The sequence below is a fragment of the Frigoribacterium faeni genome, from assembly GCF_007988805.1.
GTDB lineage: Bacteria > Actinomycetota > Actinomycetes > Actinomycetales > Microbacteriaceae > Frigoribacterium > Frigoribacterium faeni.
The window spans coordinates 21,766-46,928 of record NZ_BJUV01000006.1; the positions used below are offsets into that span (position 1 = coordinate 21,766).

Genomic DNA, 25,163 nt, shown 5'->3' on the forward strand with positions numbered 1-25,163 from the left:
GATGTCGCCGACTCGAGTGGTGATGACGGGGGAGTCCATCGAGGTCCTGCGCCGCCGCGTGCGCGAGGTCCACGGGCCCGGGGCGCGCATCGTGGCCGCCCAGCGGGTGACCGTCGGGGGAGTCGGCGGGCTCTTCGCCCGCAAGCACGTCGAGGCGACCGTTGAGGTTCCCGACCCGACGAACGACACCCCCTCCGCGCGCGTGACCATCTCGCCGCCGGCGTCGCGGGCGGGGATCGCCGCGCTGCTGGCCGACGCCGACGCCGCCGACGGCTTCTCGCCCGCCGCGGGTGCCGGTGCCGGTGCGGGTCCGGACGCCGCGTCGGCCGGCGGGCGGCGTCCCGCCGACGGGGTCGCGTCCGACCCGTTCGACGACGTCCTCTCGGGAGCCGCGGCGCGGGCCGCACGCGCCACCAGCCCGCGTCGAGCGGCTCGTGCGGCCGCGGCGTCGGCGGACGTCCGCCCCCTGCCGTCGCCGTCGTCGTCGGGGCAGGCCCCGCTCGGCGCCGCTCCGGAGCCCGCGACCCGCAGCGACGCGTTCGCCGAGATCATGGACGACTTCACCTTCAACGGCATCGCCCCGACGGCGGCGTCGACGTCGCCGGAGCAGAGCGTCCGCCCCGAGGAGGCGCGACCCGGCCCCCTGACGAACGCCGCGGAGTTCCTCGCCGCGGCCGCCGCCTCCTCGTCCCCCGCGCTCGTCGCGAGGCGGGCCGGGGACGTCCCCGCGCCTCCTGCGGTCCTGAGCGGCGCCGGCGATCTGATCGTCGTCGTGGGCCGCCCGGGCGACGCGTTCCGGGTGGCGGCGCAGATGGCGTCGACGTTCGGCCTGCGGTCGGTCGACGCGTCCGACCGACGGGGCGCGATCCTGGCCCGCGCCGAGGGCGTCCACGGCGGCACCGCGGTGGTGACGGCCCTCGGCTGGGACCCGTCCGCCGCGGAGTCGCTCCGGTCGATGGCCGCCGACCAGGTGTGGGTGGCGGTCGACGTCGGGCGCAAGCACGACGACACCGCCCGGTGGGTCGAGGAGGTGCGGGCCGTCCAGACGGTCGCGGCCGCGGCGGTCGTCGGCGAGGCCGACACGGCGACCCCCGGGACGGTGCACCTGCTCGGCGTCGCCGTGGGGTGGCGCGAGCAGTCCTGACCGGTCCGCGTCGGTAAGGTGGTCGGATGCTGGTGTTGACGCGCAAGGTCGGGGAGCGGATCCTCATCGGTGACGACATCGTCATCACCGTGCTCGACTCGCGGGGCGACGGCGTGCGCATCGGCATCGACGCCCCGCGCGGGGTCAAGATCCAGCGCGAAGAGGTCGTCAAGGCCGTGATCGAGGCCAACGCCGAGGCCGCGGCGGCGCCCGACGACGCCGAGGCCCGCCTCCGAGCCGCCCTCGGCGGCCCCGCCCCCCGCTGACCCGCGCCGCACTCGTCCGTCGATGACAGAGCGCCCTCCCATCGCAGTGATGGAAGGGCGCTCTGTCGTCCAGGTCAGAAGCAGAGGAAGAAGCTGACGGAGCTCTTCAGGAGGTCGAAGTCTCCGTCGACTCCCGCTGACTCGACCTTGAGAGTTTGCAAATCGAAGATGTTCATGGTGCTCCTTCTCCGGTGATGTGATCCACATCGGGCGTTCGCCCGAGCAAAACCTAACTTAACAACATGCGACATGTCAACCAGTCGTTATTGCTAGTCTCGTCAGATGAAGCGAGCTGCGAATGAATCCATGGTGCTCATGAGGCGCCGCCGTCACGAGGAGGGCATCGGCGGCTCGGGTCCAAGGGGCGAGGCCTTCGCCCTTCCCGAACTGGACTGGTCCTCATGGACGCTTCAGGCAGATGAGGAATGGGTCAGGCTCACTGATGGCGGTTCCCTTCCTGACCAGGGGTGGAAGATCCACTGCTCGTCAGAGCAATCTGCCGCGCAAGCGGTCCTGGACACCGTCTCGCGCTTCTGCCACGAGCGATCGGCGACGTTCAAGTACGTCCCAACAGTCGGACGTCTCGCATGGCGGAATTCGAAGCAGGCGCCGGCGGAGGCCGCTGCCAAGTTCATCACCCTCTACCCTCGACCCGAACAGCTCGAGGAGTGGCTGGTGGAGCTGCACCAGCAGATCGGCGATGTCGCCGCACCCTCCATTCTCGGCGACCTCCGATGGAGAGGCGGGCCGCTTCATGTTCGCTACGGAGGTTTCCGGCTGCGAAAGGTTCTGGGCTCCGACGGTCGTCTGGTGCCTGCCATCTTGGGGCCAGAGAGCCGCCTCGTGCCCGATGTGCGAGGCACCGCATTTCATCCACCTGCCTGGGTCGAGCTGCCATCGTTCCTCGTGGTCCAGCGAGACGAATCCCGGGCTGCCGACCCAGAGGGTCTCGCCGACTACGACTTCGAGTCCGCGATCGCCATGACCGCTGCGGGCGGGACATACCGCGCCGTTCGGCGCGTGGATGGTGTCCGTGTGATCATCAAAGAGGCGCGCCCATTCATCGGTGTGGCCTCAGGTGAGGCGACGGCGCGCCTGTCTCACGAGAGTCGTATCCTCGAGCAGCTGATCGACGTCGAAGGGGCTGTGACGAAGGTCGCGTCGTTCACGGCTGGTGGTCACGCTTTTCTCGTACTCCGAGCCGTCGAGGGTGACACTCTCAACAGGGTCCTCTATTCGCAGAACCCCCTGATCTCGGCCGATTCCAGTGTCGCCGAACGCGTCGCTTACCGGGATCGCGTACTGGCCCTCATGCGACGAGTCTCCCGAATCGTCCATCGGCTGCATGCCCAGGGTCTGGTCCATGGGGACCTGCACCCCGGAAACGTGATCGTCGGTGGCGGTGACCGCCCTGTGATCATAGATTTCGAAGCCGCGTCGGACTCCCGCGATGTGATCTCCGAGGCCGCCGTCATCGGGGTCCATGGCTACGCAGCCCCCGCTACGATCCGAGGTGCGAAGCGTGATGAGTACGCTCTCGCCGCCATGACGCTCAACGCCTTCGTCCCGCTGTCCTTCCTTCACGACCTCGACCCTGGCCTCTTGGGGGTTCATCTCGCTGCGGCACGTGAAGCATTCCGGCTCGACGATGGTCTCTGCGCGTCGCTTCATGCCGCGCTGGATGTCTGGCACGCCCGCTCGATCGAAAACGCGGACGATCTGGACCCAGGGCCCGCGGACTCGAATCGAGCCGCACGGCCTTACGAGATCGACGACCTCACCCTTCGTGTTCGAGAGTGCCTGTCGGCGTGCATCGACGGGTCCGCGGCGAGCGCCGAGGCCGTCCGGCCGGCGGGTGCTGTCTGGCTGATGCACGCCGACGGAGCCCCATGGCTCGATGAGATATCAGCGTTACAGGCAACCGGTGGTCTCAGTCGAGACGAGCGACTCCTTCTCATGAGCAGTGCGGGTCGGCTCAAGAGCAGTGCAGCCCGACCTTCCCTCACGTTCGGGCTGCCAGGAGGTCTGGCGAGTCACGTCGAGCTGCTCGCCGGTCAGAAGTCGCCCGGGGTGGAAGCCCTTGTGTCCAGGCTCAGGGATTCGCTCGCCGAGACCGATGATTTCGGGCTTCGGGATGGCCTCGCCGGCATCGGGCTCTCTCTCCTAGCGCATGAGGTTCGAAGCTCCTCCCCTTCGACCGTCGGAGCTGTCGACGAGATCTCTCGTCGACTCTCGAATGAAGTCGTCTCAGGGGACACGTGGCTACCCGGACTTCTCGACGGGCTCGCCGGCATCGCTGTGTTCCACGTCGCCTACGCCCGAGAACGAGGATGCGCGGCGTCGCTTGCGCAGGCTCGCGCGCTACTGGTTCAGGCACTCGGTCGGTGCGCGTCCACACCAGACGGGCGTCTCGAGGTACGAGACGGTTCGCGCACACTGCCGACCCTCGCCGATGGCTCAGCGGGGCTGGGATTGGCCATACTCCTCTACCTTGCCGAAGTCGACGATTCCGAACTCGAACGAGCCCTGCCAGGCATCGAGCGTGCTTGCAGTGCCGAGCTCGTCATCCACGCGGGACTCTTCGACGGCAGAGCGGGAATGATGCTGTTCCTCGTCGAACTCGCCAGGTCGGGACGTGGGTCGGCGGAAATCTCTCAGATCGTCTTGCGCCACGCCCAGCGTCTCCTATGGAGTGCTGTCCGGACACCTGAGGGGATCACATTTCCCGCGCGAGATCTCGAGAGGACCTCGACGGGTCTGGCGCATGGTGCTGCTGGAGTCCTCATCGGTCTCGACGCCGCGAGCAGATTACTGAGGGGCGGCGACGCTCTCGCCTCGCTACCCGACTACCTCTCCCTCTGCGCAGGCGGACGATGATCGCGGCGTCGCTGACCGAGGTGGGTCTGACCACGGTCGATGCGCGAGGCGAGCGCAGACGGGTCCTGAGCGGCATCTCTCTGCACGTCTCCGTGGGTGAAGTGGTCGCGGTGGTCGGCCCGTCTGGAGCGGGCAAGTCCTCGGTGCTGTCCTGCCTCGCCGGCCTCGACCAGTGCTCAGAGGGTCGGGTCGAGATCGTCGGGGTCGACCCCTGGACGCTGAACGCCTCAGAGCGCGCCGACCTCCGAGTCGGCAACGTCGCGCTGCTTCTCCAGGGTGATGACCTCTTACCCTCGCTCACCGTCAAAGAGAACGTCGAGCTGATCCATCGTCTCCGCCGGGAGCGGCCACCAGCATCGGTGATCGACGGCGCTCTCGATGACATGGGTCTGCTCCCTCGGTCGCAGGCGTTGCCAGAGGGTCTCTCCGGAGGGGAGCGACGCCGTGTCGCTCTGGCTCGAGTCGCCGTACAACCTCCCCGGCTCACCCTGCTCGACGAGCCGACCGACGGGCTCGATCACCGCTCTGCCAGTCGGGTCGTCGACATGATCATGCGTCGTGCGCATGCCGGTGCTGGCGTGGTCGTCGTGACTCACGATCATGCCGTCGCGAGTCGGGCCGATCGGGTCGTCTTCCTCGCCGGGGGACTCGTCCGGCGCGAACTCGTCAACCCATCGCCCACCGAGCTCGAGGCGCTGTTCTCGTGAGTCGACACGACGTCGCGGTCTGGCTCGCCTGGGGGTCGGCGCGAGACGATCCCCGCGGAATCCTGGCCATCGCTGTGACCAGCGCGGCGGCCACGGTGGCACTCACGCTGGTGCTGACCGCTACCTTCCTCGCCTCCGAGGCGCTGGCACTGTCGGCTTCGCAGCGCTCCCAGGGCGACTTCGGTCCGGTGGTCTCCATGACGGCGCTGGTGGCGACCGTCGCGGTGATCCGCGTGCAGGCGCTCATCCGCCGGGATGCGGAGCGCGACGGCGCCATCCTCCTGGCGGCAGGTCTCAGGCCCGCGAGCCTCGTCCGGATCGCCCACGTCACGACAGTCGCCGGTTCCCTGATCGGCGCCGTCTGCGCTGTTCCAGTCGTCGCCGTCCTGGCGTGGGCGGTCCTGCCACTCTACGTCGGAGCACTCGTGGCTCAGTGGGGACTGGTCCTGAGCGTCGCACTCGCCTGGTCCTGCAGCGCCATCCTCGTCACAGCCGTGGGCTCCCTCGCCGCAGGCCGGGTCGCCTCCGTGGCCGCGGTCCGTCTGCCCGCTCGAGTCCTCCGGGGCGACGATGCCGATCGCGCCGAGGCCGCACCGTCCCGTGGCTGGCGTGTCACGGCCGTCCTCGCGATCTGGGTGGTCTTCGTCCTGCCCGTCGTGGGGGCCGTGGTCCTCTGGGATGCTCTGCTCACTCTGTCGAGCGCCCGATTCGATCTCTTCGACGCCACGGACCTCCAGGCCTTCGAGATGTTCACGCCGGCGCTCCGCGTCATAGCCCTCCACTCGACGATGGTGCTCGGCGCGATCACCAGTCTCGTCCTCGTCTTCCCTCTGTTCGGCCCTCGTCTCCTGCGCCGGTGGACACACGCGGTCCCCGTCGGTCGCGGTCTCGTCTGGAGGCTCGTCCGCGCTCGGACCGGGCTGTCCACCGTCGCCAGCATGTCGGCAGCGACCATGGCAGGACTCGTGATCGGTCTCGTCGCGGCCCAGCAGTCCACGCTCGAACTGGGGTCCATGATCGGTGCCGTGCCCGGCGGTTCGTCAGCCGCCGCCTGGAGCGACATGGCGCTGGCGCTCGGCCCGGCGGCTGCCGTGGCGTTGACTGGCGCATCGGCAGCCCGGTCGCTGTCCGGTCCCCGCCGGGATCCCGACTGGGTGATCCTGGCAGCCCACGGCGCCCCGCCGTCCCTCGGGCGCGTGGTGACTCTCGTCGAAGCGGTCGTGATCGTCGTCACCGCCGCGGTTCCCGTCCTTATCGCCGTGAGCATGTCGACCGCCCTGACGTTCGCGATCGCGACCGCGGACGGGACCGCTGTTGCACCTCATCCGCCGAACCCGACACCCGTCTTGGCCGCTGCGTCCCTCGCGGTGATCGCTCTGACCGGTGGTGCGGCTCTGAGTCGGCTCGCAGCTACCGCGCCCCGAACACGCTCCGCGAGGGCTCGGGCGACGGCACGGCGGTGGCGTCGGTGACGACCGGCGCCCCGGCGATGAAGTCGCGCAGCTCACGGCCGTGCACGACCTTGGCCGGCAGCGGGTCCGACGAGTAGAGCCGTGGCATGCGGTCGGTGGGCAGCGGTGACGGCGAGCCGATCAGCACGACGTTGCCGAACCTCCTGCCCTTCAGCGTGGCGGGGTCCGCGACGGCCGCGACGTGCTCGAAGACCGTCGCCAGGGTCGACGCCTGCCCCCGGGCGAAGGCCAGGCCGGCGCCGTCTGCGGAGTTGACGATGAGCATCCCGGTCGGCGACAGGAACTCCGCCGCGGCCGAGTAGAACTCGAGCGAGGTGACGTGCGCGGGGATCTGCGACCCGCCGAACACGTCGACCACGAGCAGATCCACCGTGCCCCGCAGTCCGGCCGGCAGCTTCACCATGACCTCCCGGGCGTCGCCGTACCGGACCCGGATGGAGGCGCCCCGCGGGAAGGGCAGCCGCTCCCGTACCAGCGCCACGAGATCAGCCTCGAGCTCGATCACCTGCTGACGCGATCCGGGCCGGGTGGCCTCGACGTACCGGGGAAGCGTCAGGGCGCCGGCGCCGAGGTGCAGCGCCGTCACGGGGCCCTCGGGGAGCAGATCGATGGCGTGGCCGATGCGGTGCACGTACTCGAAGGCGAGGTGGGTCGGGTCGTCGAGGTCGACGTGCGACTGCGGCGTCCCGTCGACGATCAGCGTGTAGGCGCCGGGGCGGTGGCGGTCCTCGTCGATGCGCGCGAGACCGGCGCCGATCGAGATCTCGGCGGGGGGTTCGTCGTGCTGTGCGGCCATGGGGTCAACCCTGGCACGGGTTATACCGAATCCGGCACAGAAGGTCAACGACAGGGCTTGCCAGGCGTGTCCCGGCTGCATAGTATTGACCTTTGCGCTCCCCGTGCGTCCTGTCGTCATATTGCGGTCGACGACGCACCTCCGAGACCAGGCCCCCGAATATCGCGGCGGGGGTGTGCTCGGCCTCGACCATCGGCTCCACGTCGATGTCCGACGGCTACCGGGAGGGCCGTTCAACCACTCACCATACTGTCCGACAGTGATGACCCGACGGGGTCCACGGAGGTAACTTCCTTGGCTGCTGCGAACACCGCATCCACCAACTCACCCAAGAACGGCCGAGGCGCATCGCGACTCTCGTTCGCCAAGATCACCGACACGCTGACGGTCCCCGACCTTCTGGCGCTGCAGACCGAGAGCTTCGACTGGCTCGTCGGCAACGACGTCTGGAAGGACCGCCTGGCCGAGGCGACCGAGCAGGGTCGCACCGACCTCGCCCTCCACTCCGGCCTGGAGGAGATCTTCGAGGAGATCTCCCCGATCGAAGACCTCGGCGAGACGATGCAGCTGTCGTTCACGGCTCCCGAGCTCGAAGAGCCCAAGTACTCGATCGACGAGTGCAAGGAGCGCGGCAAGACCTACGCCGCGCCGCTCTACGTGAACGCCGAGTTCATGAACCACCTCACCGGTGAGATCAAGACCCAGACGGTCTTCATGGGCGACTTCCCCCTCATGACCGAGCGCGGCACCTTCATCATCAACGGCACCGAGCGCGTCGTCGTGTCGCAGCTCGTCCGCAGCCCGGGCGTGTACTTCGAGCGCGCCTCCGACAAGACCTCCGACAAGGACATCTACTCGGCTCGCGTCATCCCGAGCCGCGGTGCCTGGCTCGAGTTCGAGATCGACAAGCGCGACCAGGTCGGCGTCCGCATCGACCGCAAGCGCAAGCAGAGCGTCACCGTGTTCCTCAAGGCCCTCGGCCTGACGAGCGAGGAGATCACCGAGAAGTTCAAGGGCTTCGCGTCGATCGAGGCGACCCTGGAGAAGGACGCCATCCTCACCAAGGAGGAGGCGCTCAAGGACATCTACCGCAAGCTCCGTCCGGGCGAGCAGGTCGCCGCCGAGGCCGCGCGCGCGCTCCTCGACAACTTCTACTTCAACCCGAAGCGCTACGACCTGGCGAAGGTGGGTCGTTACAAGATCAACCGCAAGCTCGGCATCGACGCGCCCCTCGGCGACTCGGTCCTGACCGTCGACGACATCGTCGCGACGATCAAGTACCTCGTCTCGCTGCACGCCGAGCAGAAGACGATCGACGGCACGCGCGACGGCCAGGCCGTCGAGCTCCGCCTCGACGTCGACGACATCGACCACTTCGGCAACCGTCGCATCCGTGCGGTCGGCGAGCTGATCCAGAACCAGGTCCGCACCGGTCTGTCGCGCATGGAGCGCGTCGTCCGCGAGCGCATGACCACGCAGGACATCGAGGCGATCACGCCGCAGACCCTGATCAACGTGCGCCCCGTCGTCGCCGCGATCAAGGAGTTCTTCGGAACCTCGCAGCTCTCGCAGTTCATGGACCAGAACAACCCGCTGTCGGGTCTGACGCACAAGCGTCGTCTCTCCGCGCTGGGCCCCGGTGGTCTGTCGCGTGAGCGTGCCGGCGTCGAGGTCCGCGACGTCCACCCCTCGCACTACGGCCGCATGTGCCCGATCGAGACCCCTGAAGGCCCGAACATCGGTCTGATCGGCTCGCTCGCGTCCTTCGCGCGCATCAACTCGTTCGGGTTCATCGAGACCCCGTACCGTCGCGTCGTCAAGGGCAACGTCTCCACGACCATCGACTACCTCACCGCCTCCGAAGAAGACGAGTTCGTCGTCGCGCAGGCCAACGCCCCCCTCGACGACAAGTTCGACTTCGTCGACGACAAGGTGCTGGTCCGCAAGAAGGGCGGAGAGGTCGAGCTCGTCGGCAAGGACGAGGTCGACTACATGGACGTCTCGCCGCGCCAGATGGTGTCGGTCGCCACGTCGCTCATCCCGTTCCTCGAGCACGACGACGCGAACCGCGCCCTCATGGGTGCGAACATGCAGCGTCAGGCCGTGCCGCTGGTCCGCAGCGAGAGCCCGCTGGTCGGCACCGGCATGGAGGGCTACACCGCGATCGACGCCGGTGACGTCGTCACCGCCGACGCCGCCGGCGTGGTCACCGAGGTCTCGGCCGACGTCGTGGTCGTGCAGCTCGACGAGGGCGGAACGCAGGAGTACTACCTCCGCAAGTTCGACCGCTCGAACCAGGGCGCCAGCTACAACCACCGTGTGATCGTCGACGCCGGTCAGCGCATCGAGGTCGGCGAGGTCATCGCCGACGGACCCGCGACCGAGAACGGCGAGCTCGCGCTCGGGAAGAACCTGCTCGTCGCGTTCATGCCGTGGGAGGGCTACAACTACGAGGACGCGATGATCCTGTCGCAGAACCTCATCAAGGACGACACGCTCTCGTCGATCCACATCGAAGAGTACGAAGTCGACGCCCGCGACACGAAGCTCGGTAAAGAGGAGATCACCCGTGACCTCCCCAACGTGAGCCCCGACCTGCTGGCCGACCTCGACGAGCGCGGAATCATCCGCATCGGCGCCGAGGTCCGTCCCGGCGACATCCTGGTCGGCAAGGTCACGCCCAAGGGCGAGACCGAGCTCAGCGCCGAGGAGCGCCTGCTGCGCGCCATCTTCAACGAGAAGAGCCGCGAGGTCCGCGACACGTCCCTCAAGGTGCCTCACGGCGAGCAGGGAACCGTCATCGGCGTCAAGGTGTTCGACTCGCAGGACGGCGACGACGAGCTCGGCTCCGGCGTCAACCAGCGCGTCGTGGTGTTCATCGCGCAGAAGCGCAAGATCACCGCGGGCGACAAGCTCGCCGGCCGTCACGGCAACAAGGGCGTCATCTCGACGATCCTCCCCGTGGAGGACATGCCCTTCCTCGCGGACGGCACGCCGGTCGACATCATCCTCAACCCGCTGGGCGTGCCCGGTCGAATGAACTTCGGCCAGGTGCTCGAGATCCACCTCGGATGGATCGCCGCGCAGGGCTGGAACGTCGAGGGCATCCAGGAGTGGGCCAAGAACCTGCCCCCGGAGGCGCTCAGCGCCGCTCCCGGCACGAAGGTCGCCACCCCGGTGTTCGACGGCGCCGCCGAGCGCGAGATCGAGGGTCTGCTCGACTCGACCCTCCCGACCCGTGACGGGGAGCGCCTCATCGGCTCGTCCGGCAAGGCGCGCCTGTTCGACGGTCGTTCGGGTGAGCCGTTCCCGAACCCGATCTCGGTCGGCTACATGTACATCCTGAAGCTGCACCACCTCGTCGACGACAAGATCCACGCTCGTTCGACGGGTCCGTACTCGATGATCACGCAGCAGCCGCTGGGTGGTAAGGCGCAGTTCGGTGGCCAGCGCTTCGGTGAGATGGAGGTCTGGGCCCTCGAGGCCTACGGCGCCGCGTACGCGCTGCAGGAGCTCCTGACCATCAAGTCCGACGACATCCTCGGCCGCGTCAAGGTCTACGAGGCGATCGTCAAGGGTGAGAACATCCAGGAGCCCGGCATCCCCGAGAGCTTCAAGGTGCTCATCAAGGAGATGCAGTCGCTCTGCCTGAACGTCGAGGTCCTCTCGGCCGACGGACAGACGGTCAGCCTCCGCGACACGGACGACGAGGTCTTCCGTGCCGCCGAAGAGCTCGGCATCAACATCTCCTCCCGCTTCGAGTCGTCGAACGTCGACGAGATCTAAGCCCTCCCCAGACGACGTCGACACTTTTTTCACAAAGGGATAAACATTGATCGAAGCAACAACTTTCGATGAGCTGCGGATCGGCCTCGCAACGGCCGACAACATCCGCGCTTGGTCGCACGGCGAGGTCAAGAAGCCGGAGACCATCAACTACCGCACCCTCAAGCCGGAGAAGGACGGCCTCTTCGGAGAGCAGATCTTCGGACCGTCCCGCGACTGGGAGTGCGCCTGCGGCAAGTACAAGCGAGTCCGATTCAAGGGCATCGTCTGCGAGCGCTGCGGCGTCGAGGTCACCAAGTCGTCCGTGCGCCGTGAGCGCATGGGTCACATCGAGCTGGCCGCGCCCGTCACGCACATCTGGTACTTCAAGGGCGTCCCGTCGCGTCTGGGCTACCTGCTCGACATGGCGCCGAAGGACCTCGAGAAGGTCATCTACTTCGCCGCCTACATGGTCATCTCGATCGACGAGGAGGGCCGTCACGCCGACATGCCCGGCCTCGAGAACGAGCTCCGCCTCGAGATCAAGCAGCTCGAGTCGCAGCGCGACACCCGCATCGCGGACCGCCTGCAGAAGCTCGAAGAGGACCTCGCCGCTCTTGAAGAAGAGGGTGCGAAGAGCGACCAGAAGCGCCGTGCGAAAGACGGCGCCGAGAAGGAGATGTCGCAGACGCGCAAGTCCTTCGACGAGGACATCAACCGCCTCGAGCGCGTGTGGGAGGACTTCCGCAGCCTCAAGGTCGGCGACCTCAAGCCCGAGGACGCCGTCTTCCACGAGCTCCAGGACCGCTTCGGCATCTACTTCGAGGCCCACATGGGCGCCGAGGCGATCAAGAAGCGTCTCGAGAGCTTCGACCTGACCACCGAGGCCGAGAACCTGCACCTGCAGATCTCGGAGGGCAAGGGTCAGAAGAAGATCCGCGCGATCAAGCGTCTGCGCGTCGTCAGCTCCTTCCTCGCCACGGGCAACTCGCCCGCCGCGATGGTGCTCGACGTCGTCCCGGTGATCCCGCCCGAGCTGCGCCCGATGGTGCAGCTCGACGGTGGCCGCTTCGCGACGTCCGACCTGAACGACCTCTACCGCCGCGTCATCAACCGCAACAACCGCCTCCGTCGTCTGCTCGATCTCGGCGCCCCCGAGATCATCGTGAACAACGAGAAGCGGATGCTGCAGGAGGCCGTCGACGCGCTGTTCGACAACGGTCGTCGCGGCCGCCCCGTCACGGGTACCGGCAACCGCGCCCTGAAGTCCCTGAGCGACATGCTCAAGGGAAAGCAGGGTCGCTTCCGCCAGAACCTGCTCGGCAAGCGCGTGGACTACTCGGGTCGATCCGTCATCATCGTCGGCCCGACGCTCAAGCTGCACCAGTGCGGTCTGCCCAAGCAGATGGCCCTCGAGCTGTTCAAGCCCTTCGTCATCAAGCGCCTGATCGACCTGAGCCACGCTCAGAACATCAAGTCGGCCAAGCGCATGGTGGAGCGTTCGCGCCCGCAGGTCTGGGACGTCCTCGAGGAGATCATCCGCGAGCGCCCCGTGCTGCTGAACCGTGCGCCCACGCTGCACCGTCTCGGCATCCAGGCGTTCGAGCCCCAGCTCGTCGAGGGCAAGGCCATCCAGCTGCACCCGCTCGTCTGCGCGGCGTTCAACGCCGACTTCGACGGCGACCAGATGGCCGTCCACCTGCCGTTGTCCGTCGAGGCCCAGGCCGAGGCGCGCATCCTGATGCTCGCGTCGAACAACATCCTGAAGCCGTCCGACGGCCGTCCGGTCACCCTGCCCGCGCAGGACATGATCATCGGTCTGCACTACCTGACGACGGTCACCCCCGGCGCGACCGGCGAAGGCCGTTCGTTCTCGTCGGTGTCCGAGGCCATCATGGCCATGGACCAGGGCTCGCTCGACCTCAACGCGATGGTCAAGATCCGGATGAACGGTGTGCACTTCGCCGAGGGCCAGGCGCCCGAGGGCTACGAGGTGGGCCAGGACATCCTGCTCGAGACCACGCTGGGCCGCGCTCGCTTCAACGAGAACCTCCCCGCCGACTACCCCTTCGTGCAGGAGGTCGCCGACAAGGGCATGCTCTCGACGATCGTCAACGACCTCGCCGAGCGCTACCCCAAGGTGGCGGTCGCCGCAGCTCTGGACAACATCAAGGACGCCGGCTTCTACTGGGCCTCGCGGTCCGGTGTCACCGTCGCCCTGTCCGACGTCCTCACGCCTCCCCGCAAGCCCGAGATCGTCGCGGGCTACGAGAAGCAGGCCGCCGCGGTGCAGTCCGAGTTCGACAAGGGTCTGATCTCGGACGCGGAGCGTCGCGCCGACCTGATCAAGATCTGGACGGAGGCCACGAACGAGGTCGCCGCCGAGATGCGGGCGAACTTCCCGGTCGACAACACCATCAACCGCATGGTGACCTCGGGTGCTCGTGGTAACTGGCTGCAGGTGCGCAACATCGCCGGCATGCGAGGCCTGGTGAACAACCCGAAGGGTGACATCATCCCGCGCCCGATCATCTCCTCGTACCGCGAGGGTCTGTCGGTCGCCGAGTACTTCATCGCGACGCACGGTGCCCGCAAGGGTCTGGCCGACACGGCCCTCCGTACGGCCGACTCGGGGTACCTGACCCGTCGACTCGTCGACGTGTCGCAGGACGTCATCATCCGTGAAGACGACTGCGGTACCTCGCGTGGACTCGAGATGCCGATCGCCGCACCCGACGCCAACGGCGTCATGGTGCGCGACGCGACCGTCGAGAACACCGTGTTCGCACGGTCGCTCGCGGCGGCTGCGGTGGATGCCGAGGGCACGGTGCTGGCCGAGGCCGGCGCCGACGTCGGAGACGTCCTGATCGACGAGCTCGTGGCGGCCGGTGTCGAGACCATCAAGGTCCGCTCCGTCCTCACCTGCGAGGCCGCCGTCGGCGTCTGCGCCCAGTGCTACGGCCGTTCGCTGGCCACCGGCAACCTGGTCGACATCGGCGAGGCCGTCGGCATCATCGCGGCGCAGTCGATCGGCGAGCCCGGAACGCAGCTCACGATGCGCACCTTCCACACCGGTGGTTCGGCCTCGGCCGACGACATCACGCAGGGTCTGCCCCGCGTGACGGAGCTGTTCGAGGCTCGTACCCCCAAGGGTGCGTCCCCGATCGCCGACGGTGCCGGTCGCATCACGATCGAGGACACCGACAAGGCCCGCCGCGTCATCCTCAACCTCGACAACGGCGACGAACCGGTCATCTACCCGGTGCTCAAGCGCTCGACCCTCCTCGTGGAGGACGGTCAGCACGTCGAGCTCGGCGCGCAGATCATCGCGGGTGCGGTCGACCCGAAGGAGGTCCTGCGAGTCAAGGGCGTCCGTGCGGTTCAGCAGCACCTCGTGGGCGGCGTCCAGGACGTCTACCGCTCGCAGGGTGTGCCGATCCACGACAAGCACATCGAGGTCATCGTCCGTCAGATGCTCCGCAAGGTCACCGTCGTCGACCACGCCGACACCGACCTGCTCCCCGGTGAGCTCGTCGACCGGTCGAAGTACAACGAGATCAACCGTGCGGCGCTGACCGAGGGCAAGCGGACCGCGTCCGCTCGTCAAGAGGTCATGGGCATCACCAAGGCCTCGCTGGCGACCGAGTCGTGGCTGTCGGCCGCGTCCTTCCAGGAGACGACCCGCGTGCTCACGCAGGCCGCCATGGAAGGCAAGAGCGACCCGCTGGTCGGTCTGAAGGAGAACGTGATCATCGGAAAGCTGATCCCCGCCGGAACCGGTCTGTCGCGCTACCGCGACGTCTCGGTCGAGGCGACGGAGGAGGCGAAGGCCGAGCGGTACCCCAACCGCGTCTTCACGGACGACGCGTCGTTCAACGAGGCTGACCTCAGCTTCGTCGACTTCGACTCGTTCTCGTCGGACGACTTCACCCCCGGCACCTACAACTGATCCGCGGAGGCGCGGTGAGGGTCCATCCCGCACCGCGCCTCCCGATCGACGAAGGGCCCCCGCCCACGCCTCGCGCGTGGGCGGGGGCCCTTCGTCGTACCCGGCCGTCGGACCCGCCCGCCCGGCGGCTAGGGTCGAGGGCGTGCGCTACGAACGTCCGCTCTCCGACACGGTCCACCTGAGGGAGGCGCGGGTCGACGACGCCGCGCCCCTCGCCTCCGCCTACACGCGCAACCGCGAGCACCTCGCACCGTGGGACCCGGAGCGCCCGCCGTCCTTCTTCAGCGAGCACGGTCAGCGGACCCTCCTCACCGCCCGTCTGGCGAACGCGGCGGCGGGGGAGGGGCAGCCGTTCCACCTGGTCGAGGGCGACGAGATCGTCGGCGGCATCTCGCTGAACCAGATCGTCCGCGGACCCGCCCAACGCGCGACGGTCGGCTACTGGGTCGACCACGAGCACGTCGGCCGTGGACTCGCCTCGGCGGCGGTCGCGGCGGTCGCCGACTTCGCCGCGGAGACCCTCCGCCTGCACCGCCTCGAGGCGGGGGCCCTCCCGCGCAACGCCGCCTCACGGGCCGTGCTGAGCCGCTCGGGCTTCGTCGAGTACGGCTACGCCGCGAGCTATCTGCGCATCGCCGGCAGGTGGGAGGACCACGTGCTGTACCACCGCCTCCTCGGCTGATCCGGGCGCCTCGGTCGACCCCCGATCTGGGGTGGTCGCGCATGGTGTCGGACGGGTAGGGGCGGGCCGTATGATCGATCGTCCGCTGCGCGATCATCAGGAGGAAACGGCGTGGTCTTCGAGGTTCTGGGATGGGTCGGCGCAGTCGTCATCCTCGCCGGTTACGGCCTGTTCTCACTCGGCCGTCTGGCGAACGGTCCGCTCTACCAGTGGGCCAATCTGATCGGCGCGCTGTGCATCTCGGTCAACGTCGCCAGCCACGGCGCGTACCCCTCCGCGATCGTCAACGCCATCTGGGCCGTGATCGCCGTCGTCGTCCTGGTCGGCATGTCCCGTCGCCGTCGGGCGGCCCGTCGAGCCGAGGAGGCACGGGCCGTCGCCCCCCTCGCCCTCACCGCCTTCGCGGCCCCGACCCCGTCCGCTCCGGTCGCGCCCCTCGCCGAGTCCGTCCCCGTCATCACCGCCGCGCTGGCCGTCGTGACGTTCGCCGCCGTCCAGCACGCCCGCGATCAGCAGGCCGAGTCGGAGGCGACCGCGTCCGAGGCGGCGCGGGGCCACGCTCCGGCGTAGCCTCGGAGGATGTCGCGAGCCGTCTACGCGGTGATGGGCACCGTCCTCTACGCGGCGTTGATCATCACCACCGCCGCGTTCGAGAGCGTCCTGTTCGACCGTGACGTCATCTCCGAGACCGACGCGGGCACTCTGCTCGGGCCGGCGATGTTCGCGGTCGCCGTCCTCGTCGTCCTGCTCTCGCTGCTCCGCTCCGCGGCCCTGGCCGACGCGGCCGACGGCGATGCGCCCACGATGCTCGGGGCGTTCCCCGCGCAACCCGCCGAGCCGTCTCCTCGGCGACCGGGTCCGGCGGGAGGCGACGGGACGTCGGCGGGCCGTGACGCGCCTCCCCGGCTGCTTCCCGGAGCCGTCGGCACCGGCGTCGCCGTCTACCTCGCGATGCTCGTCGTGGGGTCGGTCGGATACTCCCTCGTCCGCGAGGGCGCGGTCTGGCTGCCGCTGTTCGCGGCCCGGTACGCGGTCTCGCCGCTCGTGCTCGGATCGGCCCTCTGGGCGGCCCTCGTCGTGGCCGGGACCGTGGCCGTCTCGCGGATCGAGCCGCCTCGCTGAGCCCCGCCGGCGGAGCCCGCGAGGCCCGGACCGTGTTCGCTCCGGGCGTGTCGACGACCCCGCGATCATTTGATTAACCCCCCTGTGGAAGATATGCTCTAGCGGGTGTGCGCTTAGCCGCGCGCCCGAAAAATCCCCCTCGGCCTCCGGGTCGAGACGGGTACAGACCGTCTCGGTCATCGAGACGAGGATGCCGGCGAACCCGCCGGACAGAGCAGAGCGATGCGAGAGCAGCGCGACTCGCCGTGGCCGAACGTCCACGTCGAGATCCAACGAGGAGAACCAGTGCCAACTATTCAGCAGCTGGTCCGCAAGGGACGCACGCCGAAGGTCGTCAAGACCAAGGCCCCCGCCCTGAAGGCCAACCCCCAGCAGCGTGGCGTGTGCACCCGTGTGTACACCACCACCCCCAAGAAGCCGAACTCGGCGCTCCGCAAGGTCGCTCGTGTCAAGCTCTCGAACGGCACCGAGGTCACCGCCTACATCCCCGGCGAGGGCCACAACCTGCAGGAGCACTCGATGGTGCTCGTGCGCGGCGGTCGTGTGAAGGACCTCCCCGGCGTTCGCTACAAGATCGTCCGCGGCGCCCTCGACACGCAGGCCGTCAAGAACCGCAAGCAGGCTCGCAGCCGCTACGGAGCGAAAGCAGAGAAGAAGTAATGCCTCGTAAAGGACCCGCTCCCAAGCGCCCTGTCGTCGCCGACCCGGTCTACGGTGCGCCGATCGTCAGCCAGCTCGTCAACAAGATCCTCCTCGACGGCAAGAAGGGCCTCGCCGAGCGCATCGTCTACGGTGCTCTCGCCGGCGTCGCCGCCAAGAACGACCAGGACGCCGTCGCCACGCTGAAGAAGGCGCTCGACAACGTGCGCCCCACGCTCGAGGTCCGCTCGCGTCGTGTCGGTGGATCGACCTACCAGGTCCCCGTCGAGGTCAAGCCCCACCGCGCCAACACCCTGGCCCTCCGCTGGCTCACCAGCTACGCCAAGGCTCGTCGCGAGAAGACCATGACCGAGCGTCTCATGAACGAGATCCTCGACGCCTCGAACGGTCTGGGCGCCGCTGTCAAGCGTCGCGAGGACACGCACAAGATGGCCGAGTCGAACAAGGCCTTCGCGCACTACCGCTGGTAACCGGTCCGAGGAGGCACGGGTCGCGCACCCCGCGCCCCGCGCCTCCTCGGCCCCCCAACTTCCCCACCTACCCCTTCGGAGGAACCCGTGGCACAGGACGTGCTCACCGACCTGAACAAGGTCCGCAACATCGGCATCATGGCTCACATCGATGCTGGCAAGACGACGACGACCGAGCGCATCCTGTACTACACGGGCATCACCCACAAGATCGGTGAGGTCCACGACGGTGCGGCCACGATGGACTGGATGGCGCAGGAGCAGGAGCGCGGCATCACCATCACCTCGGCCGCGACGACGTGCTTCTGGAACAAGAACCAGATCAACATCATCGACACCCCCGGTCACGTCGACTTCACCGTCGAGGTCGAGCGCTCGCTGCGCGTGCTCGACGGCGCCGTCGCCGTCTTCGACGGCAAGGAGGGCGTCGAGCCCCAGTCCGAGACCGTCTGGCGTCAGGCCGACAAGTACGACGTCCCGCGCATCTGCTTCGTCAACAAGATGGACAAGCTCGGCGCCGACTTCTACTTCACGGTCGACACGATCATCAACCGCCTCGGCGCGAAGCCCCTGGTCATGCAGCTCCCGATCGGTTCGGAGAGCTCCTTCGAGGGCGTCGTCGACCTGGTCGAGATGCGCGCGCTGACCTGGCGCGGCGACGCCAAGGGTGACGTCGAGCTGGGCGCCAAGTACGAGATCGAGGAGATCCCGGAAGACCTCAAGGAGAAGGCGGCGGAGTACCGCGCCAAGCTCCTCGAGACCGTCGCCGAGTCCGACGACGCGCTCCTCGAGAAGTACTTCGGCGGCGAAGAGCTCACGATCGCCGAGATCAAGGGCGCCGTCCGCAAGATGACGGTCAACTCCGAGCTCTACCCGATCTTCTGCGGTTCGGCCTTCAAGAACCGCGGCGTGCAGCCGATGCTCGACGCGGTCATCGACTACCTCCCCTCGCCCCTCGACGTGCCTCCGATGGAGGGCCACGACGTCCGCGACGCCGAGAAGATCATCATCCGCAAGCCCGAGTCGTCGGAGCCCTTCTCGGCTCTCGCGTTCAAGGTCGCGGTGCACCCCTTCTTCGGTCGTCTCACGTACGTCCGCGTCTACTCCGGGTCGATCGAGTCGGGTGCTCAGGTCATCAACTCGACCAAGGACAAGAAGGAGCGCATCGGCAAGATCTTCCAGATGCACTCCAACAAGGAGAACCCGGTCGACAGCGTCACCGCCGGCCACATCTACGCCGTCATCGGTCTGAAGTTCACCACCACCGGCGACACGCTGTGCGACCCGTCCGAGCAGATCGTGCTCGAGTCGATGACGTTCCCCGAGCCCGTCATCGAGGTCGCCATCGAGCCCAAGACCAAGGCCGATCAGGAGAAGCTCTCGCTGGCCATCCAGAAGCTCGCCGAAGAGGACCCGACGTTCCGCGTCGAGCTCAACGCCGAGACCGGCCAGACGGTCATCAAGGGCATGGGCGAGCTGCACCTCGACATCCTGGTCGACCGCATGAAGCGCGAGTTCAACGTCGAGGCCAACGTCGGCAAGCCCCAGGTGGCCTACCGCGAGACCCTCAAGAAGGGCATCGAGCGGTACGACTACACCCACAAGAAGCAGACCGGTGGGTCGGGTCAGTTCGCCAAGGTCCAGATCGCGCTCGAGCCCTTCGAGGTCACGGCCGAGTCGACGTACGAGTTCGTCAACAAGGTCACCGGTGGCCGCGTCCCGCGCGAGTACATCCCCTCGGTCGACGCCGGCATCCAGGACGCCATGCAGGTCGGTGTCCTCGCCGGTTACCCGACCGTCGGTGTCCGGGCCCTGCTCCTCGACGGTGCGGCGCACGACGTCGACTCGTCGGAGATGGCCTTCAAGATCGCTGGGTCGATCGCCTACAAAGAGGCGGCTCGCAAGGCCCAGCCCGTTCTCCTCGAGCCGCTCATGGCGGTCGAGGTCCGTACGCCCGAGGAATACATGGGCGACGTCATCGGCGACCTGAGCTCGCGACGCGGGCAGATCTCGTCGATGGAAGACGCCAGTGGTGTGAAGGTCGTTCGGGCCAGCGTGCCGCTGTCGGAGATGTTCGGATACGTCGGTGACCTTCGGTCGAAGACCTCGGGTCGTGCCGTCTACTCGATGACGTTCGAGTCCTATCAGGAAGTCCCCTCGGCTGTCGCCGAGGAGATCATCCAGAAGAACAAGGGCGAATAGTCCCGAACCACGCGGCCGAACCTCGACCGCGTAACATGTACACACACCAATCCGCAGTGTCCGGTAGGCCGGGTCATCGACCCGGCCCCCGGCTCCACTGCAACCGAGTCCTGAGGAGGACCCACAGTGGCTAAGGCCAAGTTCGAGCGGACCAAGCCGCACGTCAACATCGGAACCATCGGTCACGTCGACCACGGCAAGACCACGCTGACCGCGGCGATCACCAAGGTCCTGCACGACAAGTACCCGACCCTCAACGAGGCGTCGGCCTTCGACCAGATCGACAACGCGCCCGAAGAGAAGCAGCGCGGCATCACGATCAACATCTCGCACGTCGAGTACCAGACGGAGAAGCGTCACTACGCTCACGTCGACGCTCCCGGTCACGCCGACTACATCAAGAACATGATCACCGGCGCGGCTCAGATGGACGGCGCGATCCTCGTGGTCGCCGCCACCGACGGCCCGATGCCCCAGACGCGTGAGCACGTGCTGCTCGCCCGCCAGGTCGGCGTGCCCTACATCGTCGTGGCCCTGAACAAGTCCGACATGGTCGACGACGAGGAGATCCTCGAGCTCGTCGAGATCGAGGTGCGCGAGCTCCTCTCCAGCCAGGACTTCGACGGCGACAACGCTCCCGTCGTGCAGGTCTCCGCTCTCAAGGCCCTCGAGGGCGACGAGAAGTGGGCCGCCACGGTCGCCGACCTGATGGACCAGGTCGACGAGAACGTCCCCGAGCCCGTCCGTGCCACGGACCAGCCCTTCCTCATGCCCGTGGAAGACGTCTTCACGATCACCGGTCGTGGAACCGTCATCACCGGTCGTGTCGAGCGCGGCATCCTGAAGCCGAACGACGAGGTCGAGATCGTCGGCATCAAGGAGAAGTCGTCGAAGACGACCGTCACCGCCATCGAGATGTTCCGCAAGACCCTCGAAGACGCGCGCGCCGGTGAGAACGTCGGCCTCCTGCTCCGTGGTACCAAGCGCGAGGACGTCGAGCGCGGCCAGGTCGTGGTCAAGCCCGGCTCGATCACGCCCCACACCGAGTTCGAGGCGAACGTCTACATCCTGTCCAAGGACGAGGGTGGGCGTCACAACCCGTTCTACGCGAACTACCGCCCGCAGTTCTACTTCCGCACCACCGACGTCACGGGCGTCATCACGCTGCCCGAGGGCACCGAGATGGTCATGCCCGGCGACACGACTGAGATCACCGTCCAGCTGATCCAGCCGATCGCCATGGAAGAGGGCCTCCGCTTCGCCATCCGCGAGGGTGGCCGCACGGTGGGTGCCGGTACCGTCACCAAGATCGTCAAGTAAGTACTGGTTCTCCAGCACTGCTGATCTCGAGAGAGGTCGGACCCCCCGGGGTCCGGCCTCTTTCTCGTCTCCGGGTGCACCATGGGGCGACGCCGGATCCACCGGCATCGACAGGAGGACTCATGGCAGGCTTCGACGACATCAGCAAGAAGGCCCAGGCCTTCCTCAACGACGGCAAGGTGCAGGACGCCCTCAAGAGCGAGAAGGCGGAGGGTGTCAGCGACGGCATCCTCGACGCCGTCGCCAAGGCCGCCGACAAGGCGACCGGCGGCAAGCACAGCGACAAGATCGAGCAGGCGAAGCAGCAGGCCGACAAGAAGATCGGCAACCAGTAGCCCAGGCGATCAGGAGGCGGTCCGCACCGATGCGGACCGCCTCCTCCTGTTTTCCGGGGAGCACCGACCGCAGGCGGTGTTGACTCGAACGATGCCGCGCCTCCGTCGATCCGATTCCAGCGCTCCGGGCATCCGACGACGCCGTTCCGGTCGGGGCTTCACCTACGTCGACGAAGCCGGTGTCACCGTCGGCGATCCGGACCTGCGCACGCGCATCGAGCACCTCGGCATCCCGCCGGCCTGGACGGACGTCTGGATCGCCCCCTACCCGAACGGGCACGTGCAGGCGACGGGCGTCGATGCGGCCGGACGCCGACAGTACATCTACCACCCCACCTGGCGCGAGCAGAAGGACCGGCTCAAGTTCGACCGGGCCATGGCGCTGGCCGAGTCGCTGCCGACGGCACGAAGCCGCGTCACCCGCGACCTCCACCTCGACGAGCCCGTGCGGGCCCGGGCTCTCGCCGCCGCCTTCCGCATGCTCGACACCGGCTCCCTGCGGGTCGGCTCCGAGCGGTACGCCGAGCAGCACGGCAGCCACGGGCTGTCGACGCTCCTGTGCGCGCACGTCTCGGTGTCGGGCGACGTGGTCTCGCTGGCCTTCCCGGCGAAGAGCGGTCAGGCCTGGGAGTCCCGCATCGTCGATGCCGACCTGGCCGGGGTCGTGCGCGGACTCAAGACGCGTGGGGGACGGGCCCGACTCCTCGCCTGGCGACCCGAGCCCGGTGACCGCTGGCGCCCTCTGCACGCGTCCGAGATCAACGACTACGTGAAGGACCAGACGGGCGGCGACTTCAGCGCCAAGGACTTCCGCACCCTCCACGGCACCGTGGCCGCGGCGGTGAGTCTCGCGCGCACCGGACCGCAGGACAGGCCGCCGGCGCGGCGCCGGGCGCTCAGCGGGGCGATGGCGGCGGCCGCCGAGGTCCTGGGCAACACCCCGACGGTCGCGCGGTCGTCGTACGTCGATCCCCGTCTCGTCGACGCGTACGAGCACGGCGAGACCATCGACCCGTCGCGGCTCGGCTCCGCGGAATCCGAGGTCAGGGCGCTGCTCTACCGCTGAGTCGACCGGACGCGTTCACATCCGCATGGCTGGATGACGTACCGTTGAGGGTTGCGTCGGATCGAGTCCGACGCCCGAGAGGAACTACTGCAGTGATGGACGAGTGCATCCACGGATTCGAGAGGGAGCTCTGCGACATCTGCGCACCTCGCAAACGCGAGCCCCAGGTCGACGCCGACGGGCAGGTGAAGACCCTCCCGACCAAGCGCCGCGCCGCCTCGCGCAAGCCGGAGTCGCTGCGCAGCACGCCGGCCCTGGCCCGCGACTCCGCCGCCTCCGCGGTGGCGGCGCAGTCGGCCATGACCCCCGTGCCCGAGTTCGCTCAGCAGCGCGTGTACCACTGGACGCACGTCTCCAACCTGCCCGCCATCCTCGAGTCCGGCGAGCTGACCGCGGGCGCCGCCCCGGTGCTCGACGTCAGCTCCGAGGCCACCCGGGCCCTGCGCGCCTCCGTGACCGCCGCCTCCGGAGCGCCGGTGGCCGACCACGTCCCGTTCTCGCTGTCCCCGCACGCCTCCGCCTGGGACACCCTCCGCACCGGTGCAGAGGGCTACGAGTGGTCCGATGCCGCTCGCACGGCCAAGGCCACCGACTTCGTCATGCTCGTGGTGCCCGTATCGGCCCTCGGCGAGGAGTTCGTGATCACCGAGGGTGACGCGGCCGTCCAGGGGGTCCGTGCCGCAGCCGGCCTCGACGACGCCTCGCGCATGGTGCGGCGGTTCTCGTTGGCCGACCCCGATCTGCTCGAGCCCGAGGTGCTCGTCCCGACCCGCGTCGCGTTCGACGCCGTCACGCTCGTCGGCGTGCCGAACGACAAGGTCCGCGACGCGGTCAAGAGCCTCATCGCCGACGCCGGCGGACACGCGCCGCGCGTCGCGGTGTACCCGCCCTGGTTCCGGCCCTCGCCCGTCGAGCAGGCCTGATCGACGGGGTGCCGCGTCGGCCGAGGAGGCGCGCGCGGCATCCCGGAAAAGTCGCGACACGCCCGGGTTGCAGCAAATGCAGGCGTGTGGCAAAATCGTCTAGTTCAACATTTCGAGTTGCGCCTCGGGCGCGACCACGGATCACTGCCAGGCAGTGCACAGACGCAAGACGTCTGGGCCGCGGGTAGCAGGACACATCTCACAACGGAATCCCCAGCGACGCTGGCCCTCACGGGCGAAGCTCTGCACGGCGATGACAAAGATGATTGCCCTCCCCGGGTCTTCTCTGCGGCCATCGTCGGGAATCCGAGATGGATTGACACAAGAACAGCGGTACGCGAGAGACACGTAGTGCCAGATGTTTGCCCAGCAAACAGCGTCAGGCGGCCCTCGAGGTGCGCGACGTCCGAATGAGAGAGAGTCACACATGGCGGGACAAAAGATCCGCATCCGACTTAAGTCGTACGACCACGAGGTCATCGACACTTCCGCGCGCAAGATCGTCGACACGGTCACCCGCGCGGGCGCTACGGTGGTCGGCCCCGTGCCGCTGCCGACCGAGAAGAACGTGGTCGTCGTGATCCGTTCGCCCCACAAGTACAAGGACTCGCGCGAGCACTTCGAGAAGCGCACGCACAAGCGTCTGATCGACATCGTCGACCCGACGCCGAAGGCCGTCGACTCGCTGATGCGTCTCGACCTGCCTGCCGACGTCAACATCGAGATCAAGCTCTAGGGGAGGCGACCATGACCATCAGCACCACCAAGAACGTCAAGGGCCTGCTCGGCAAGAAGCTCGGCATGACCCAGGTCTGGGACGAGAACAACAAGCTCATCCCCGTCACCGTCGTGGAGATCGCCCCGAACGTCGTGACCCAGGTCCGCTCGCTCGAGAAGGACGGCTACACGGCCGTCCAGATCGCCGCCGGCCAGATCGACCCCCGCAAGGCCACCAAGCCCGCCGTCGGTCACTTCGACGCCGCCGGTGTGACGCCCCGTCGTCACCTCACCGAGGTCCGCACCGCCGACGCAGCCGAGTACGCACTCGGCCAGGAGCTCACGGTCGACACCTTCGAGGCCGGCCAGAAGGTCGACGTCGTCGGCACCTCCAAGGGCAAGGGCTTCGCCGGTGTCATGAAGCGTCACAACTTCAAGGGCGTCGGCGCCTCGCACGGTGCACACCGCAACCACCGCAAGCCCGGCTCGATCGGTGCTTCGTCGACCCCCAGCCGTGTCTTCAAGGGCATGCGCATGGCCGGTCGCATGGGTGGGGACCGCGTCACCATCCTGAACCTCACGGTGCACGCCGTCGACGCCGAGAAGGGTCTGCTGCTCGTCAAGGGCGCCGTCCCCGGCGCTCGTGGCCGCATCGTTTTCGTCCGTACCGCCGTGAAGGGGAAGTAGCTC

General features: G+C 67.9%; 20 protein-coding genes. 19 read left to right on the forward strand and 1 reads right to left on the reverse strand.

The window, feature by feature from the left end; translation table 11 throughout:
* Position 1 precedes the first annotated feature (1 nt).
* From FFA01_RS04190 to FFA01_RS04210, 5 genes are all read left to right on the forward strand, one after another.
* The gene (locus FFA01_RS04190) at positions 2-1,144 is read left to right on the forward strand and encodes a hypothetical protein (protein WP_146853316.1); all 1,143 of its coding nucleotides are present in this window, start codon (positions 2-4) and stop codon (positions 1,142-1,144) included.
* A 26-nt stretch (positions 1,145-1,170) separates the two neighbouring features.
* On the forward strand, positions 1,171-1,410 hold the full coding sequence (gene csrA / locus FFA01_RS04195; RefSeq protein WP_146853318.1) for a carbon storage regulator CsrA: 240 nt from the start codon (positions 1,171-1,173) through the stop codon (positions 1,408-1,410).
* Between the two features lie 282 nt (positions 1,411-1,692).
* Complete coding sequence (gene lanKC / locus FFA01_RS04200) at positions 1,693-4,287, forward strand: class III lanthionine synthetase LanKC (protein ID WP_146853320.1); 2,595 nt, start codon at positions 1,693-1,695, stop codon at positions 4,285-4,287.
* On the forward strand, positions 4,284-4,994 hold the full coding sequence (locus tag FFA01_RS04205) for an ABC transporter ATP-binding protein (protein ID WP_146853322.1): 711 nt from the start codon (positions 4,284-4,286) through the stop codon (positions 4,992-4,994). Before lanKC ends, FFA01_RS04205 begins: the two co-directional genes overlap by 4 nt.
* Positions 4,991-6,466, forward strand: coding sequence for a hypothetical protein (locus FFA01_RS04210; protein ID WP_146853324.1), 1,476 nt, complete (start codon positions 4,991-4,993; stop codon positions 6,464-6,466). The genes FFA01_RS04205 and FFA01_RS04210 overlap by 4 nt, the downstream gene beginning before the upstream one ends.
* Here FFA01_RS04210 and FFA01_RS04215 read toward each other — a convergent pair.
* Positions 6,405-7,262: a spermidine synthase gene (locus tag FFA01_RS04215; RefSeq protein ID WP_146853326.1), complete on the reverse strand. Its 858-nt coding sequence runs from the start codon at positions 7,260-7,262 to the stop codon at positions 6,405-6,407. The genes FFA01_RS04210 and FFA01_RS04215 overlap by 62 nt on opposite strands.
* 294 nt (positions 7,263-7,556) lie before the next feature.
* Between FFA01_RS04215 and rpoB the strand changes: the two genes are divergently transcribed.
* From rpoB to rplC, 14 genes are all read left to right on the forward strand, one after another.
* Positions 7,557-11,048 carry a DNA-directed RNA polymerase subunit beta gene (rpoB, locus tag FFA01_RS04220; protein WP_146853328.1) on the forward strand — a complete coding sequence of 1,164 codons (3,492 nt, stop codon included), beginning with the start codon at positions 7,557-7,559 and terminating at the stop codon, positions 11,046-11,048.
* A 46-nt stretch (positions 11,049-11,094) separates the two neighbouring features.
* On the forward strand, positions 11,095-14,976 hold the full coding sequence (locus FFA01_RS04225; protein WP_146853330.1) for a DNA-directed RNA polymerase subunit beta': 3,882 nt from the start codon (positions 11,095-11,097) through the stop codon (positions 14,974-14,976).
* Positions 14,977-15,118: 142 nt separating this feature from the next.
* Entirely contained in the window at positions 15,119-15,658 is a 540-nt protein-coding gene (locus FFA01_RS04230; protein WP_182501201.1) for a GNAT family N-acetyltransferase, read from the forward strand.
* A gap of 111 nt (positions 15,659-15,769) precedes the next feature.
* Entirely contained in the window at positions 15,770-16,228 is a 459-nt protein-coding gene (locus FFA01_RS16085; RefSeq protein ID WP_182501202.1) for a CBU_0592 family membrane protein, read from the forward strand.
* Positions 16,229-16,237: 9 nt separating this feature from the next.
* Complete coding sequence (locus tag FFA01_RS04240; protein WP_146853332.1) at positions 16,238-16,780, forward strand: DUF6121 family protein; 543 nt, start codon at positions 16,238-16,240, stop codon at positions 16,778-16,780.
* A 285-nt stretch (positions 16,781-17,065) separates the two neighbouring features.
* Positions 17,066-17,440 carry a 30S ribosomal protein S12 gene (gene rpsL / locus FFA01_RS04245; RefSeq protein WP_056043579.1) on the forward strand — a complete coding sequence of 125 codons (375 nt, stop codon included), beginning with the start codon at positions 17,066-17,068 and terminating at the stop codon, positions 17,438-17,440.
* Complete coding sequence (gene rpsG, locus FFA01_RS04250) at positions 17,440-17,910, forward strand: 30S ribosomal protein S7 (RefSeq protein WP_146853334.1); 471 nt, start codon at positions 17,440-17,442, stop codon at positions 17,908-17,910. The genes rpsL and rpsG overlap by 1 nt, the downstream gene beginning before the upstream one ends.
* Positions 17,911-17,997: 87 nt before the next feature.
* Complete coding sequence (fusA, locus tag FFA01_RS04255) at positions 17,998-20,112, forward strand: elongation factor G (protein WP_146853336.1); 2,115 nt, start codon at positions 17,998-18,000, stop codon at positions 20,110-20,112.
* A 126-nt stretch (positions 20,113-20,238) separates the two neighbouring features.
* Positions 20,239-21,432 (forward strand): elongation factor Tu, encoded by a 1,194-nt coding sequence (gene tuf / locus FFA01_RS04260; protein ID WP_055811942.1) that lies wholly within the window; start codon positions 20,239-20,241, stop codon positions 21,430-21,432.
* Between the two features lie 122 nt (positions 21,433-21,554).
* Positions 21,555-21,767, forward strand: a complete 213-nt coding sequence (locus FFA01_RS04265; RefSeq protein WP_146853338.1) for an Rv0909 family putative TA system antitoxin — start codon at positions 21,555-21,557, stop codon at positions 21,765-21,767.
* Between the two features lie 91 nt (positions 21,768-21,858).
* Complete coding sequence (locus tag FFA01_RS04270) at positions 21,859-22,833, forward strand: DNA topoisomerase IB (RefSeq protein WP_146853339.1); 975 nt, start codon at positions 21,859-21,861, stop codon at positions 22,831-22,833.
* A gap of 95 nt (positions 22,834-22,928) precedes the next feature.
* Positions 22,929-23,756 carry a DarT ssDNA thymidine ADP-ribosyltransferase family protein gene (locus tag FFA01_RS04275; RefSeq protein ID WP_220478432.1) on the forward strand — a complete coding sequence of 276 codons (828 nt, stop codon included), beginning with the start codon at positions 22,929-22,931 and terminating at the stop codon, positions 23,754-23,756.
* Between the two features lie 427 nt (positions 23,757-24,183).
* Positions 24,184-24,492, forward strand: coding sequence for a 30S ribosomal protein S10 (gene rpsJ / locus FFA01_RS04280; protein WP_043593369.1), 309 nt, complete (start codon positions 24,184-24,186; stop codon positions 24,490-24,492).
* A gap of 17 nt (positions 24,493-24,509) precedes the next feature.
* Positions 24,510-25,160, forward strand: coding sequence for a 50S ribosomal protein L3 (gene rplC, locus FFA01_RS04285; RefSeq protein WP_167627285.1), 651 nt, complete (start codon positions 24,510-24,512; stop codon positions 25,158-25,160).
* Positions 25,161-25,163: the final 3 nt, after the last annotated feature.

Bases quoted from the DNA above. Each gene is read 5' to 3' on its own strand.
- FFA01_RS04215 (WP_146853326.1), bottom strand. From the start codon at position 7,262: ATGGCCGCACAGCACGACGAACCCCCCGCCGAGATCTCGATCGGCGCC.
- FFA01_RS04265 (WP_146853338.1), top strand. From the start codon at position 21,555: ATGGCAGGCTTCGACGACATCAGCAAGAAGGCCCAGGCCTTCCTCAAC.
- FFA01_RS04275 (WP_220478432.1), top strand. From the start codon at position 22,929: ATGGACGAGTGCATCCACGGATTCGAGAGGGAGCTCTGCGACATCTGC.
- csrA (WP_146853318.1), top strand. From the start codon at position 1,171: ATGCTGGTGTTGACGCGCAAGGTCGGGGAGCGGATCCTCATCGGTGAC.
- FFA01_RS04205 (WP_146853322.1), top strand. From the start codon at position 4,284: ATGATCGCGGCGTCGCTGACCGAGGTGGGTCTGACCACGGTCGATGCG.
- FFA01_RS04270 (WP_146853339.1), top strand. From the start codon at position 21,859: ATGCCGCGCCTCCGTCGATCCGATTCCAGCGCTCCGGGCATCCGACGA.
- rpsG (WP_146853334.1), top strand. From the start codon at position 17,440: ATGCCTCGTAAAGGACCCGCTCCCAAGCGCCCTGTCGTCGCCGACCCG.
- lanKC (WP_146853320.1), top strand. From the start codon at position 1,693: ATGAAGCGAGCTGCGAATGAATCCATGGTGCTCATGAGGCGCCGCCGT.
- FFA01_RS04190 (WP_146853316.1), top strand. From the start codon at position 2: ATGTCGCCGACTCGAGTGGTGATGACGGGGGAGTCCATCGAGGTCCTG.
- FFA01_RS04240 (WP_146853332.1), top strand. From the start codon at position 16,238: ATGTCGCGAGCCGTCTACGCGGTGATGGGCACCGTCCTCTACGCGGCG.
- rpsJ (WP_043593369.1), top strand. From the start codon at position 24,184: ATGGCGGGACAAAAGATCCGCATCCGACTTAAGTCGTACGACCACGAG.